We start from the raw sequence: 14,155 nt of genomic DNA, 5'->3' as shown, positions 1-14,155 counted from the left end.
GATGAAATTGATTTACTTTGACCACGCGGCTACAACCGCCATGCACCCCGAAGCGATCCGCGCTTACGCGGAAGCAGCGGGCGCCGGCCCCGGCAATCCTTCGAGCTTGCACGCCCTCGGGCGCGCGGCGAGGGAAAGGGTAACGGCGGGGCGCGACGTCTTCGCCGAGGTGCTGAACGTCTCGGCGTCGGATCTGGTATTCACGGGAAGCGGAACCGAAAGCGACAATACCGCTTTGTTCGGCGCCGCGTACGCCCAGCGCAAGAAAGGAAAGAACGGCATCGTGACGACGGCGGTCGAACATCATGCCGTACTGAACGCATGCCGCAAGCTTGAAATGGACGGCTTTCAGCTGACCGTATTGCCTGTCGATTCGAACGGGATCGTATCGTTGGAAGCCGCGAAAGCGGCTATCGGGGACAATACCGCGGTCGTCAGCGTCATGGCGGGCAACAATGAGACGGGAACGCTACAGCCTTACGCCGAGATCGGCGAGTGGGCGCGCACTTATAAAGCGGTTATGCACGTCGATGCAGTGCAGGCATTTGGATATGTTGATTTTGATTTGCAGCGGTTACCGGTCGACTTGCTCACTTTGTCTGCTCACAAGATCAATGGACCGCAAGGCGTAGGTCTTCTTTATGTGCGGAAAGGCACGCCCTTTCAGCCGTTATTACACGGCGGCTCGCAAGAAAAAAGCCGAAGAGCCGGCACGGAGAACGTCGCAGGCATTGCCGCGTTCGCCAAAGCGGCGGAGATCGTAAGCATTGGCCGCGAAGCGCGAATCGCACACGCGGAAAACATTCGCGAAGCGTTCTTAAGCGGGCTGGAGCAGGCGCTCGGCTCTAGCGGGTTTGTCATTAACGGTCATCCGGATCGCAGATTGCCGCACATCGTGAATGTTAGCTTTCCCGGCGTCTCGTCGGAAAGTATGTTGATGAACCTCGACCTCGCGGGTATCGCCGCGTCCGGCGGTTCGGCTTGTAATTCGGGATCGCTTAAACCATCCCACGTGCTTACAGCGATGAATCTTGCGCCTGAAAGGGTGTCGTCGGCCGTACGTTTTAGCTTCGGATTGGGCAATACTAATGAAGAAGCGGATAAAACGGCAAAAATGACTGCAACCATTTCGGCTCGCCTGCGTAATAGATAACAGGGACCGGAAATCGTAAGGAGTCCCACATGATTCAAGCCCAAGCGATCATCGGCATGCCGGTGCTGCTGGAAAGCGGCAAGGCCGTCGGTAAGGTCAAAGATCTATGGTTCGACGAGTTTTGGAATTTGGTCGGCATCGTGCTCGATAAGAATGCCCGATCCGGATTTCGCAAGAAGCCGAAAGTCATCCTCTGGGAACATGTCGCGTTTTGCGGTGCAGATGCCTTGCTTATTCGCACCTCAGCGGACATCATGGCGGTCAGCGGCAAGTCGCTGCTGAGAACGTTCCTGACCGGCGTTGTCCGGTTAAAGGATATGCCCGTTTTTACGGTGGAGGGCGAGCGGCTAGGCGAAGTTACGGACGTTTACATGAAGCCGGCTGAGGGTATACAAATAATAGGTTACGAATTGACGGACGGATTTCTCGCGGACATATTCGAGGGCAGGCGGAGGTTGTTGTTGCCGGAGGCGTCCAAGAACATGACTTTAGGCGAGGACGCCATCTTGGTTCCTGCTTCTTGCGAGCGAATACTGCCGAGAGACCATACGTGGAAAGTGACAGGTGAAGACGGATGATGAGATGCCCGAACTGCAGCTCTAAGGACATTGGGAAAATCGGTTCCCACCAATTTTACTGCTGGAGCTGTTTTATCGAATTAACGGTGAACGGCGAGAAGATGTCGGTGTATCAAGTGGAAGAGGACGGAACGCTCAGTTCCTTGGACGACTTGTTTTTTGAAGAGTCGATCCCAGCTCCTCATGTTCATGCGAACGGGATGTAAAAACGACGTTCAGTGTACGAATTTTGGAACGACGACGCTCCATGTTTCTCCTTCGGGAGGGCGTGGGGCGTTTTTTGCGTTCTTTGCGTTCTTATTTCTGGATTTCGATGATTATGCAGCAGGACAAGTACATATACTGTAAAAAAGCGCCGCGACCGGATGGAGGTGGGGAAGTGGACCGTTTCACCCAGAGCCGGTTATTTACCACGCTTGTGTATATCATTCTCATGCTTCTTGCATTGTTCCTTGTTATCCTTGTGAGGCCGATGCTGTTTTCCGTGTTCGGTTTTTTGAAGGCGGTGTTGGCGCCGTTCGTCGTGGCGATGATCATTTCGTATATGCTTAACCCGATCGTCAATATGCTGCACGACCGGAAAGTGCCGAGAACGGCTGCTGTGCTGCTGATCTATGCCGTATTTATCTGCGCATCGGTTGTCATCCTCATGAACGTCATTCCGATGTTTATGAAGCAGGTCGAAGAATTAAACGAGCATTTGCCGGAACTGACGATGCGGGCGCAGAGCATTTCGGACCAATTCAACAATAACGACGTTTTGCCGGAAACGGTACGGGATGCGATTAACAAATCGCTTGGCGGTATTGAGAAGCAGATCGAGAAGCGTATTACCGCATTTTTGAACAACATCGACGAAGTCGCCAACTTCTTTTTCCTTGCGATGATCGTGCCTTTCCTCGCCTTCTATATGATGAAGGACCTCGACGTATTCGAACGAGCAGCGCTGCAGTACATCCCACGAGCAAGGCGTAAACATGCGGTCAGACTTATGAAAGATATCGATGCAGCGCTTGGCAGTTACATACGGGGGCAACTGATCGTATCGCTCTGCATTGGCGTACTCGCCTACATCGGCTACTTAATCATCGGAATGCCTTACCCGCTGCTCATGGCCGGATTTGTTAGTTTGTTCGACGTCATCCCGTATCTCGGCCCTTTCTTCGGCGCGTTTCCTGCGCTGATCATGGCAACGACAATTTCTTGGAAAATGGTGCTGATGGTCGTTATCGTGAACGTCATCTGTCAGAACCTCGAGAGTAACGTCATCAGCCCGCAAGTCGTCGGGCGGACGATGCGCATGCACCCGTTGACGATTATTCTTGTGCTGCTGATCGGAGGGGAACTCGCGGGTGTTATCGGCTTACTGCTAGCGGTGCCGCTCTACGCGGCGCTGAAGGTGATCGCGCAGCACGTCTCCGCCTATTACATTCATCGAAAAACCGTTTGACAGCGTGGAAAAGCGTTGTCTATAATGAATTCGTTCAACATATTCAACACGTTGACGAAACATAAGTACCCAGGCAGTCCGCATGAACAGAGAGAAGATTTCTCGACGCCATTCCTGTTGATCGAACGGAGGTTCGATCGCGCGAATGACGCTTGGCTGAAAAAATCTTCGATGCGAAGGGCGGGGGAAGCTCGTTTCGGAGTGCGGATGAAATCCGCCGGCGAGGACCGTTATCCCGCGAAAGAGGAGATCGTTTTCCGGTAGGAAAGCGATAACCAGGGTGGTACCGCGAAGCTTTTCGTCCCTGACTACAGGGGCGTTTTTTATTTTTTTAGCCCAAATATTAGGAGGATTATTCGATGAAAGCAGCAGAAATCCGCAGCAAATGGCTGGCGTTCTTCGCCAGCAAAGGCCACAAAATCGAACCGAGCGCGCCGCTCGTTCCCCACAACGACCCGTCGCTGCTCTGGATCAACGCCGGCATGGCGCCGCTGAAAGCTTATTTTGACGGCCGGGTGAAGCCTGAGAATCCGCGCATCGCCAACTCGCAGAAGTGCATTCGCACGAACGATATCGAGAACGTCGGCAAAACGCGCCGTCACCATACGTTTTTCGAAATGCTCGGCAACTTCTCTATCGGCGATTACTTCAAAGAAGAAGCGATTACGTGGGCATGGGAGTTTCTGACAGGGCCGGAATGGATCGGCTTCGATCCAGCTCGACTTTCCGTAACCGTCTATCCCGAAGACGAGGACGCGTTCCGCATCTGGAATGAGAAAATCGGCATTCCGGCCGAACGGATCGTGAAGCTGCAGGATAACTTCTGGGACATCGGTGAAGGCCCTTGCGGACCGTGCACGGAAATTTTCTACGACCGCGGCGACAAGTACGGCGATCTGTCCGACCCGGATTGCACGCCGGGCGGCGAGAACGAACGTTTCCTCGAAGTGTGGAACGTCGTCTTCTCCGAATTTAACCATAACAAGGACGGCAGCTACACGCCGCTTCCGAACAAAAACATCGATACGGGAGCCGGTCTGGAACGGTTCTCTTCGATTTTGCAGGATGTAGACTCGAACTTCGATACCGACCTGTTCATGCCGATCATCGAAAAAGCGAGCGGCATCGCGGGCGTAACTTACAAATCGAATGCGGAGCACGATGTGGCACTGAAAGTTATCGCCGATCATGTGCGTACGGTCGCTTTCTCCGTCGGGGATGGCGTGTTGCCTTCCAACGAAGGTCGCGGATACGTTATTCGCCGTTTGCTGCGTCGCGCCGTTCGCTATGGCAAAGTTCTAGGCATCGACCGCCCGTTCCTGTGGGAACTGACGCCGACCGTCGGCGAAATTATGGGCGTTTATTATCCGGAAGTCATCGAGAAGCGCGAATTTATCGAGAAAGTCATTCGCACCGAGGAAGAGCGTTTCCACGAGACGTTGTCCGACGGCTTGTCTATTTTGTCCGAGTTGTGCGCGAAAGCGCGTGCGGCAGGCGTCTCTGTCATCTCCGGCCCCGACGCGTTTAAGCTGTATGACACGTACGGCTTCCCATTCGACTTGACGGAAGATTACGCAACGGAACAGGGGATGACCGTAGACCGCGACGGGTTTGATGCGTCGATGCAGGAGCAGCGCGATCGTGCCCGCGCTGCACGTCAAGAGACGGACAGCATGAAGGTTCAAGGCGGCCCTCTCGCAGAGTATACAGAGAAAAGCGAATTCGTTGGCTATGACGCATTGACGGCGGAAGCAAAGGTGCTGGCGATCGTTTCCGGCAACGAGTTCGCGGAGATGGCCGGCGTTGACGAGAAAGTGCTCGTCATTCTTGACCGCACGCCGTTCTACGCGGAAAGCGGCGGTCAAGTGAGCGACCGCGGCGTATTGTCCGGTAGAGGCCTAAATGCCGAAGTGACAGGGTTGACGAAAGCGCCGCACGGCCAATCGGTGCACCAAGTGCTCGTTACGGGGGGCATCCTCCGTGTCGGCGATACGGTAACGGCGTCCGTCAATGCTTCCGAGCGTACGGACATCATTCGCAACCATACGGCAACCCATTTGCTGCACCGGGCGCTTAAAGACGTGCTCGGCGAACACGTCAACCAAGCGGGCTCGCTCGTTGAGCCAGAACGTCTTCGTTTCGACTTCTCGCATTTCGGCGCGATTACGCCTGAAGAACTCGCCGACATCGAACGGCGCGTTAACGAGCAAATCTGGATCGGCACGGAACTCGACATTAGCTTCAAGCCGATCGCGGAAGCAAAAGCACTGGGCGCGATGGCTCTATTCGGCGAGAAATACGGCGACATCGTGCGCGTCGTGCGCGTCGGCGAGTACAGCCTTGAGCTGTGCGGCGGCTGTCACGTGCGCAACACGGCGCAGATCGGTCTGTTCAAGCTCGTCAGCGAAGGCGGCATCGGCTCCGGCGTGCGTCGGATCGAAGCGGTGACCGGACGCAACGCTTACTTGTACTTGGACGGCCAGCTTGGTTTGCTCAAGAGCGCTGCAACGCTGCTCAAAAGCACTGTTGCCGACGTGCCGAAGCGCATCGAAGCGGCGCAAGCGGAAATTCGTCAACTGCAGCGCGACAATGAATCGCTGCAGGGCAAACTTAGTCGCCTGGAAGCGGCCGAGCTTGTCTCGGCGGCGAAGACGGTCGGCGGCGTTACGCTGCTCGCCGCCCAAGTGAACGCCGGCGGCATGGACGCCCTCCGGGGCGTCGCCGACGAACTGAAGCTTAAGCTCGGCTCCGCCGTGCTCGCGCTCGGTTCCGTCGACGGCGATAAGGTGAACCTCGTCGTCGCCGTCACAGCTGATCTTGTCCCGCAAGGACTTCACGCGGGCAAGCTGATCAAGGACATCGCGGCCATCTGCGGCGGCGGAGGCGGCGGTAAGCCGGAACTCGCCCAAGCCGGCGGCAAAGACCCATCCAAACTCTCCGACGCCCTAGCAGCGGCCGAGAAGCTGGTGCTGGCTCAGTTGGGTTAAGTTTCCGATTTTCGACCGACGCTTGGAGGACGGAGACAAAACATCTCTCGGAGGAGTTTACGTCCGCCTCTTGGAGCCCGTTGCCTCCTCGGAATTTTCATTCAGAGCAACGGGCGGAGAGGAAGCGGCCGGAGAGAGATGTTTTGTCGCAGTCCCGCGCGGTTTGTTCTGACTCACTTCCTTCATCACTTGTTTTCGAATCGCGCTTGGAGATCGGAGACGTTGCCTCTCTCGGAGGAGTTTACGTCCGCCTCTTGGAGCCCGTTGCCTCCTCGGAATTTTCATTCAGAGCAACGGGCGGAGAGGAAGCGGCCGGAGAGAGAGGCAACGTCGGAGATCCGCGCACTACGAAAACAAACTCCAACAATTTCCCGTCCCGCAAGGATTATGTTATGATAATGGAAAGAAATCTGAGTTGATCAGCGAAAGCGAGGTGCTGAAGATGAGCTCGACGGGCAAAAACCAATTCGACACCGTCAAATTCGACGTCGTCGCGGATCCGCAGGAAGTGTCGGCACGCGACATTTTGTTTTCCGTGCACGATGCGCTAGTGGAAAAAGAATACCATCCGATCAATCAAATCGTCGGATACTTGTTGTCGGGCGATCCGGCCTATATCCCGCGCCACAACAACGCGCGCAGCTTGATTCGCAAGAAGGAGCGCGACGAACTGATCGAAGAGCTCGTGCGTTTCTATCTTCAGCAAAACAGATAAGCATGAGAATTATGGGCTTGGATTACGGGGAAAGAAGAATCGGCGTAGCGATGAGCGATTTATTCGGTTGGACCGCGCAAGGCCTGGAAGTCATCGACCGTAAAGTTGTCGTCGACTTCATGGCCCGCATTTCGGATCTCGTCCGGGACTACGAGGTCAACGAAATCGTCGTCGGCTTGCCGAAGAACATGAATGGCACGATAGGGCCAAGTGGAGAAAATTGCATCGCATTTGCGGATAACTTGATGTCGACACTAGATTTGCCAGTCCGTTTATGGGATGAAAGGTTGACGACAGTGGCCGCCGAACGCACGCTGCTTGAGGCCGACGTGAGCAGAAACAAACGCAAGCAAGTTATCGACAAAATGGCTTCAGCGATTTTGCTGCAAAGCTATTTGGACTCGAGATCGAAATGAGGGAAACGACATGACAGACGTAAACAACATCAACCAGGAAGAAGAAGCGGAAATCATTTATATTCCGGACGAGGACGGCAACGACGAAGCATTTGAAGTTGTTATGCGCTTCGAGCTTGACGACGGAACGGATCGCAAATATATGATGGTCGTGCCGGCTGACGATGAAGACGAAGAGCAAGAAGTGTTCGCCTTCCGTTACGACGAAGAAGAAGATGAGCTCAAGCTCTATCCGATCGAAGACGAAGCGGAATGGGACATGGTTGAAGAGACGTTTAACACGTTGATGGGAGAATTCAATGACGATCCGCAATAACGGCACTGCGTTGCGCGATAAATTCGGGGATGCGGTCGAGTTGCTGACGGAAGACGGGAAAACGCTTGAATTTCGCATTCTCGCCGAGTTGGCTGTCGGAACGAACAACTACGCAGTTCTGCAGTCGGAAGCGATGAGCAAGGAAGACGAGTTTGAGGTATTCAAAGTAGTCGATAGCGGAGACGGAGACCCTCAGCTCGAGACGGTCGAAGACGACGATGAGTGGGAACTCGTCGCCGAAGCGTACGACGATCAGTTGTTCGGAAGCGACGATCGGCCTTGATGTGAATGCGAGAAGAGCGGGCAACCGCTCTTTTCCCGCGAAAAGAGAGATAGCTGGAGGGGAACAGGCGTGGCGAGGGACGACGATTCGAATTCGGGATGGAAATCGATATACGACAATAAAATGGACGCTCAAAACGATCTCCCGGAGGAGAAAAGAGAAACGGCTGCGGCGACCGAGTTAGGGACGAGAAGCGCCCGCTTCGCTGCGGCATCCGCAGGGAAAGATAAGCCGCTCCGCAACGGGGGCGAAACCGCGGACGCCGCAATGGCGCCGAGAACGACGAGTCAGGCGTCTTCTGCACCCTTGAGACGCAAGCCGCGCGTGATGCTCTGGTCGTTCCTGATTGCGCTTGGTATCGTTTTGTCCTTAGCGGCAGGTTTGCTGTTTTATTTGTGGAACGGACTTCGTCCTCCGGCATCCGGCGCGCCTGTTGAAGTGACGATCACAAGCGGGATGCGGGCGAAAAAAGTGTCGGAGTTGCTTGAACAAAAGGGACTTATTCGCAACGCGTCATTATTCAGCGGATGGATGAAACTTAAAGGGGAAGGCTCCCGTTTCCAAGCTGGCGTCTACGAACTGGCGCCGGGCATGTCGATGAACGAGATCGTTACGAAGCTTAACAACGGAGAGATTATTGCGGCCGCCACGATCCGCTTTACGATTCCCGAAGGCTTTACGATCGAACAAATCGCCGGTCGTCTCGCCGAAACCGCAGGCATCGACAAAGCGAAGTTTCTCGAGGCTGCGAAAAGGCCGGAGCTGTGGACCGGTTCGGCATGGACGAAGCTGATCCCTACGGACAAAGGCTTAAAGTATCCTCTGGAAGGATATCTGTTCCCGGAGACGTACGAAGTGAAACGGGGCAGCACCGAGATCGACATTATCAACCGGATGCTGGCGGAGCTCGACAAGCGTCTCGATCAATTGCCGGAAGATTGGTCGTCCGCTCTGGAGGAGCGAGGGTTGACCGTGCACCAGCTGCTGACGATTGCTTCGCTCGTCGAGCGGGAAGTCGTTGTCGACGAAGAGCGTCCGCTTGTCTCAAGCGTCATTCAAAACCGTCTGAAGAAAAAAATGCCGCTGCAAATCGATGCGACGATTCAATATTTGCTTGATAAGCAGAAGGAACGGCTGCTCGAAGGCGACTTAAAAGTCAACAGCCCGTACAATACGTATTTGAACGCGGGGCTGCCTCCGGGACCGATCGCAAGTCCGAGTTACAAGTCGATCGAAGCTGCGCTATTTCCGGAGAAGTCCGACTACATGTACTACGTCACGAAGAAAGATGGCACGAACACGCATCTGTTTGCGGTGACCTATAAGCAGCACCAGAAAAACATCTCGCTTAGCGAGAAAAATGTTAAAAAATAAGGAAGTCGCGCCCTAAAAAGGCGCGTCACGACCCGACGAGCCCAACCGGAACGCCATGCAGGCGCCCGGTCTGCGGCGCGCCGGGTCGAAGACTTCCCGGAGGTCTATTGCCTATGACAGCGACTACTCCCGAATTGCTGGCGTCCGCCGGATCGGCGGAACAAGCGAGACGATATATCGAAGCAGGGGCATCGGCCATCTTAATTGGCGAATCTCGCTTCGCCATGAGGCAGCCAGGGGATGTTACAGAATCCGAGCTCGCCAGGACGATTGAAACCGCGCATTCGCTTGGCGCGAAAGCATACATCAACATGAACAAGTTGTTCCGCAACGACGAGCTAGGACATATTCCCGACTACTTGAGGAAAGTGGAGGCTGCCGGTGCGGATGCAATCGTTTTCGGCGATCCGGCGGTGTTATTAAATGTCAGACAGCATACTCCTAGGCTGCGCTGGCATTGGAACGCCGAAATGACCGGCACGAACTCGGCATCCGCCTCGTACTGGGCACGCAGAGGGGCTGCGCGTGCCGTGTTGGCACGCGAGTTAAATGAAGACGAGATCGCCGATTTGAAGGTGAAAGCCGGCATAGAAGCGCAGGTGCAAGTTCACGGGATGACCAACATTTACCATTCTCATCGTAATTTAATTCAAAGTTATTTGGAGCATATTGGCAGGGAAGCGACACTGATCCGCAAAGGCCCGGACAAAGGGCTATTTCTCGTGGAAGCGGAGAGGCCGGACGAGAAGTTCCCGGTATACGAAGACGAGAGCGGCACCCATGTCATGAGTCCGGATGATATTTGCTTGCTCGAGGCGCTTCCGGATCTGATCGCGTTCGGAGTTGACAGTATGTACGTCGAAACACTGCTCAAGTCGGAAGCTTACAATGAGACCGTGCTTGCGAGCTATCGACAGGCGCTGAACGCGTATGCGAACGCACCCGACAGCTATCGGATGGACCCGCGCTGGCTGAGTGCGATTCAGAAAATGCAAAGTCCGGATCGGGAGCTGGGCTTCGGATTCCTATACAAAGAACAAGTCTATTAAGAGGAAGTTCAAAAAGTCCGGTTTTGATCACGAAGCGATTCAGGAAGCTGTTTCGGCATCGAATGTTGAATGAAGCATGGGACTTCCGGTGCTCACGTAGGTTTGCCTACGCTCCGCTCCTCATTCCCATGCTTCATCCAACCTTCTCGGTGCTGAAAACCGAACTTTTTGAACCTGATCTGAATGAGGAAGTTCAAAAAGTCCGGTTTTGATCACGATTTAACTAAGGAGGACACCCGGATGAGCCATACGGCAATCGAAAGCGCTCCGCGCTACAAAGGTAAGCGCAATCGCCTGGACAAGCCGGAACTGCTCGCGCCGGCGGGCAATCTGGAGAAGCTGAAGTTCGCCGTTCACTATGGCGCGGACGCCGTGTATATCGGTGGCCAGAAATACGGCCTGCGGTCGAACGCGGATAATTTCAGCTTCGAGGAAATGCGCGAGGGCGTTGAATTCGCAGCGAAATACGGAGCGAAAGTGTTCGTGGCGACGAATATTTACGCGCACCAGGAAGATTTGGACGGCATAGCCGAATATTTGCGTGAGCTGGAAAAGGCGGGCATCGCCGCGATCATCGCCGCGGACCCGGCGATCGTGGAGTCGGCGCAGAAATACGCGCCGAAGCTGGAAGTGCATTTAAGCACGCAGCAGTCGACGATGAACTGGCAGGCGGTACAGTTCTGGAAAGAAGAAGGTTTGCCGCGCGTCGTACTTGCGCGCGAGACGACGATGGAGGAAATTCGCGGCATCAAGGAGAAAGTGGACGTCGAGCTGGAAGTGTTTATTCATGGCGCGATGTGTTCGTCGGTGTCCGGCCGCTGCGTGCTTTCCAACCACTTTACCGACAGGGACTCGAATCGGGGGGGCTGCTGCCAGTCGTGCCGCTGGAAATACGATTTACACGCGGATGAGGAGGCCGTCGCCGTACCCGGGCAAAATCCGTTCACGATGAGCGCCAAAGACTTATGCATGATCCGTCATGTACCGGATTTGATCGATGCCGGCGTAGACAGCTTCAAAATCGAAGGGCGCATGAAGAGCATTCATTACGTTGCATCCGTCGTGAACGCTTACCGTCAAGCGATCGACTCCTATATGGCCAATCCTGATGAGTACGAGCTGCGCCAGGAATGGGTTGACGAGATCGGCAAGGCCGCGAACCGGCCGCTTAATACCGGTTTCTTCTACTCCGTTCCCGGAGCGGAGGAGCATATTTATGAAGCGGAAGAGAAGCCTGCGCCGTACGATTTCGCCGCGATCGTGACCGCATACGATGCCGAGACGGGCATGGCCACGGTGCAACAGCGCAGTCCTTTCCGTCCGGGTATGGAAGTGGAGTTCATCGGTCCGGGCGGACGAAGCTTCAAGATGACCGTCGGAGACATGACCGACGAAGCAGATCAACCGCTCTCCGTTGCAAGACATCCTCTTCAACTGATCAAGCTATGTACCGAACTGCCGGTCGAACCGTTAGATATGATGCGCAAAAGGTTACATTAAACGGTAAATTTTCGAAAATAATTTACAGAACCTAAAGGATTTGAACGAGACTTGTCGAAATGTCTCCATTAAAGTTAATGACGCATCGCTTGGATGCCGATAAAATCTTTAATGTGCTTTCGGCAAGTTTCGTTTTGCATCGTTCGATCGTCATTACATAGTTGGGGGTCATGCATAGTGAGTAAATCGTGGCGTGGAAAGTTAGATTCGGAAAAAATGAAAAAATCGTTTGGCAATGTAAGCGGTTTATCGAAAAAATTTGGCGACCAGCTAAAAGGCACGAGAATCGAAAGCCCGATCCGCTCTGTCGGGATGAAACTATTTTTGCTTATCTTCTGCAGTATTCTGGCGTGCGTGCTTACGTTAGGTTGGTTCTCTTATTCGAAATCCAAAGCTATTATCCAAAGCAAAGTGGCCGACTCCAGCGCGGAGACAGCAAGGCAGGCGGCAGGTAAAATATCGTTGCTGCTGAAAGGTTACGAGCGTCAATCTCTGCAATTTATTACAGATTCGGATTTTATGACGATGCTTAGCACGTTAAGCGTGGCGAAGGACGATTACGAAGTGTTCGATACTGCTCGTCAATTAACGGCGAAGCTGAGCTCCATCGCGATGGCGGACAACAGCTACGAATCGATCTCGCTCGTGCCGGTCGAAGAGGGCGGGCAGTTAATGACATCGGGCAACGGTATTTCCAAAGACGATATTGTTAGCAAGGATTTGTTGGATGCCATCAAGAAGAATTCCGGCAAGGCGACGTGGAGTTCTACGCTCGTTGGCGGGCTTGACGGCAAAAGAAGCAATCCGACGTTTGCGATCGGGCGTCTGCTTACGCAAGGCAAACCGTATTATCTCATTTTGGAAGTCAAAGCGAAGTCGTTGGCCGACCAAATGGCATCGGTTCAATTCGGCGAACACGGTGCCTCTTACATCATTGCGGAGAACGGCACGATCGTGTACGGACCGGACGATAAGAAGTGGGGCTCCAAATACGAATATGAGATGCCGGGTAATGACGGTTCTGCGACGGTAAATGTCGACGGTACGAAAACACTTACGTCCGGCGGCGTGCTTGAAACGAGCGGCTGGACGCTGGTCGGCAACATTCCGGTATCGGAGCTCGTGAAGGACGCCAAAGCGATCAGCAACTTGACCTGGATTATGTCGCTGCTCGCTGCGCTCATTGCGGGAGGCATCGGTTTGATCGTCATGCTGACGGTAGGTCAACCGCTGGCGAAATTGCGCAACTTGATGAACGAAGGAGAGAAAGGCAACTTGACCGTTCGTTCAACCATTCGCAAGAAGGATGAGATCGGGCAAGTATCCGATAGCTTTAACAGGATGATGGAAGAGATAACGTCGCTCGTTCGCCAGACGAACAAGTCCGCGCAGGAAGTGCTGGAGACGGCATCGTCGTTGACCGATTCTTCGCGCAAGACGGCCGGGGCCGCCAAGGAAATCGCGATCGCGACAGAAGAGATCGCCAATGGGGCGACGAATTTGGCTGTCGAATCCGAGAAGGGCACCGATTTGACGATAGAGATCGGCGCTCAAGTCAAATCGGTCATCGACTCGAACGTGGAAATGGGCCAATCTGCCGGCGAAGTCGAGGAAGCTTCGCAACGCGGAACGTCCTACATGGGCACGCTTATCGAGAAGACGGGCCAGACAGAAGAGATGACGCGTTCGATGGTCGAGAAAGTGGACAAGCTGAAAGAAAGCACAAGCTCGATTCGCAAAATTCTCGACGTGCTCGGCAATTTGACGAAACAGACGAATATCCTGTCTTTGAACGCTACGATCGAAGCGGCGAGAGCCGGAGCCGCAGGCAAAGGGTTCATGGTCGTCGCGGACGAAATTCGCAAGCTGGCGGATCAGTCGAAAGATTCGATCGGCATCGTTGGCGGCATCGTAGAGAAAATTTCTCGCGAGATCGACGAGACGGTGTCCGTTCTGTCCGAAGCTTACCCGATTTTCCAGGAGCAAATCGAATCTGTACGCGAAGCGAATCAAATTTTCGTCACCGTTCAGGACAATATGGGCAGCTTCGTGCAGCGCCTCGAATCGGCTACGTCATCCGTACGTCATCTGGAAGGCGCTCAGACAACGCTGTCGCTTGCGATGAGCAACGTCAGCGCGGTCGCGCAGGAAGCGTCGGCGACTTCCGAGCAAGTTGCCTCGCTGAGCAACGAGCAGCTTAACATCAGCGACGGCCTAGTACAATTGTCCAACCGTCTTGAAGCTGTGTCCGGGCAATTGCGCGAATCGCTTAGCCGCTTTACAGTCTCTTAATCGAAATTCTTTTATACAGAGCAGGCAGAGGAATGTCCTTTG

Annotated in this window: 14 protein-coding genes; all 14 read left to right on the top strand. The window is 54.2% G+C overall.

All coding sequences use genetic code 11. The features are described from left to right. Position 1: 1 nt before the first annotated feature. Entirely contained in the window at positions 2–1,153 is a 1,152-nt protein-coding gene (locus ACFPOF_RS20935; protein WP_378136265.1) for a cysteine desulfurase family protein, read from the top strand. A gap of 29 nt (positions 1,154–1,182) precedes the next feature. Next, on the top strand, positions 1,183–1,731 hold the full coding sequence (locus tag ACFPOF_RS20930) for a PRC-barrel domain-containing protein (RefSeq protein ID WP_378136263.1): 549 nt from the start codon (positions 1,183–1,185) through the stop codon (positions 1,729–1,731). Beyond that, the gene (locus ACFPOF_RS20925) at positions 1,728–1,937 is read left to right on the top strand and encodes a hypothetical protein (protein WP_378136261.1); all 210 of its coding nucleotides are present in this window, start codon (positions 1,728–1,730) and stop codon (positions 1,935–1,937) included. Before ACFPOF_RS20930 ends, ACFPOF_RS20925 begins: the two co-directional genes overlap by 4 nt. A 173-nt stretch (positions 1,938–2,110) precedes the next feature. After that, entirely contained in the window at positions 2,111–3,181 is a 1,071-nt protein-coding gene (locus tag ACFPOF_RS20920; protein WP_378136259.1) for an AI-2E family transporter, read from the top strand. A gap of 24 nt (positions 3,182–3,205) precedes the next feature. After that, positions 3,206–3,445 (top strand): hypothetical protein, encoded by a 240-nt coding sequence (locus ACFPOF_RS20915; protein ID WP_378136257.1) that lies wholly within the window; start codon positions 3,206–3,208, stop codon positions 3,443–3,445. A 95-nt stretch (positions 3,446–3,540) separates the two neighbouring features. Further along, on the top strand, positions 3,541–6,168 hold the full coding sequence (gene alaS, locus ACFPOF_RS20910; protein ID WP_378136256.1) for an alanine--tRNA ligase: 2,628 nt from the start codon (positions 3,541–3,543) through the stop codon (positions 6,166–6,168). A 442-nt stretch (positions 6,169–6,610) separates the two neighbouring features. Then, positions 6,611–6,883 (top strand): IreB family regulatory phosphoprotein, encoded by a 273-nt coding sequence (locus ACFPOF_RS20905; RefSeq protein WP_378137087.1) that lies wholly within the window; start codon positions 6,611–6,613, stop codon positions 6,881–6,883. Between the two features lie 2 nt (positions 6,884–6,885). Beyond that, entirely contained in the window at positions 6,886–7,299 is a 414-nt protein-coding gene (ruvX, locus tag ACFPOF_RS20900; protein WP_378136254.1) for a Holliday junction resolvase RuvX, read from the top strand. A 10-nt stretch (positions 7,300–7,309) separates the two neighbouring features. Next, positions 7,310–7,615: a DUF1292 domain-containing protein gene (locus tag ACFPOF_RS20895; protein ID WP_378136252.1), complete on the top strand. Its 306-nt coding sequence runs from the start codon at positions 7,310–7,312 to the stop codon at positions 7,613–7,615. Then, positions 7,599–7,898: a DUF1292 domain-containing protein gene (locus ACFPOF_RS20890; protein ID WP_378136250.1), complete on the top strand. Its 300-nt coding sequence runs from the start codon at positions 7,599–7,601 to the stop codon at positions 7,896–7,898. Before ACFPOF_RS20895 ends, ACFPOF_RS20890 begins: the two co-directional genes overlap by 17 nt. A 69-nt stretch (positions 7,899–7,967) precedes the next feature. Next, positions 7,968–9,272: an endolytic transglycosylase MltG gene (gene mltG / locus ACFPOF_RS20885; RefSeq protein ID WP_378136248.1), complete on the top strand. Its 1,305-nt coding sequence runs from the start codon at positions 7,968–7,970 to the stop codon at positions 9,270–9,272. Between the two features lie 113 nt (positions 9,273–9,385). Next, positions 9,386–10,321, top strand: coding sequence for a peptidase U32 family protein (locus tag ACFPOF_RS20880; protein WP_378136246.1), 936 nt, complete (start codon positions 9,386–9,388; stop codon positions 10,319–10,321). A 240-nt stretch (positions 10,322–10,561) separates the two neighbouring features. After that, positions 10,562–11,821 (top strand): peptidase U32 family protein, encoded by a 1,260-nt coding sequence (locus ACFPOF_RS20875; RefSeq protein ID WP_378136244.1) that lies wholly within the window; start codon positions 10,562–10,564, stop codon positions 11,819–11,821. A 177-nt stretch (positions 11,822–11,998) separates the two neighbouring features. After that, positions 11,999–14,113, top strand: coding sequence for a methyl-accepting chemotaxis protein (locus ACFPOF_RS20870; RefSeq protein ID WP_378136242.1), 2,115 nt, complete (start codon positions 11,999–12,001; stop codon positions 14,111–14,113). Positions 14,114–14,155 lie beyond the last annotated feature (42 nt).

Source organism: Cohnella soli, from assembly GCF_042655525.1.
GTDB classification, from domain to species: domain Bacteria; phylum Bacillota; class Bacilli; order Paenibacillales; family Paenibacillaceae; genus Cohnella; species Cohnella soli.
This window is presented reverse-complemented; position numbering and strand designations above follow the sequence as displayed.

Coding starts and splice junctions, on each gene's coding strand:
- ACFPOF_RS20935 (WP_378136265.1), top strand. CDS start 2: ATGAAATTGATTTACTTTGACCACGCGGCTACAACCGCCATGCACCCC.
- ACFPOF_RS20930 (WP_378136263.1), top strand. CDS start 1,183: ATGATTCAAGCCCAAGCGATCATCGGCATGCCGGTGCTGCTGGAAAGC.
- ACFPOF_RS20925 (WP_378136261.1), top strand. CDS start 1,728: ATGATGAGATGCCCGAACTGCAGCTCTAAGGACATTGGGAAAATCGGT.
- ACFPOF_RS20915 (WP_378136257.1), top strand. CDS start 3,206: ATGAATTCGTTCAACATATTCAACACGTTGACGAAACATAAGTACCCA.
- alaS (WP_378136256.1), top strand. CDS start 3,541: ATGAAAGCAGCAGAAATCCGCAGCAAATGGCTGGCGTTCTTCGCCAGC.
- ACFPOF_RS20905 (WP_378137087.1), top strand. CDS start 6,611: ATGAGCTCGACGGGCAAAAACCAATTCGACACCGTCAAATTCGACGTC.
- ruvX (WP_378136254.1), top strand. CDS start 6,886: ATGAGAATTATGGGCTTGGATTACGGGGAAAGAAGAATCGGCGTAGCG.
- ACFPOF_RS20895 (WP_378136252.1), top strand. CDS start 7,310: ATGACAGACGTAAACAACATCAACCAGGAAGAAGAAGCGGAAATCATT.
- ACFPOF_RS20890 (WP_378136250.1), top strand. CDS start 7,599: ATGACGATCCGCAATAACGGCACTGCGTTGCGCGATAAATTCGGGGAT.
- ACFPOF_RS20880 (WP_378136246.1), top strand. CDS start 9,386: ATGACAGCGACTACTCCCGAATTGCTGGCGTCCGCCGGATCGGCGGAA.
- ACFPOF_RS20875 (WP_378136244.1), top strand. CDS start 10,562: ATGAGCCATACGGCAATCGAAAGCGCTCCGCGCTACAAAGGTAAGCGC.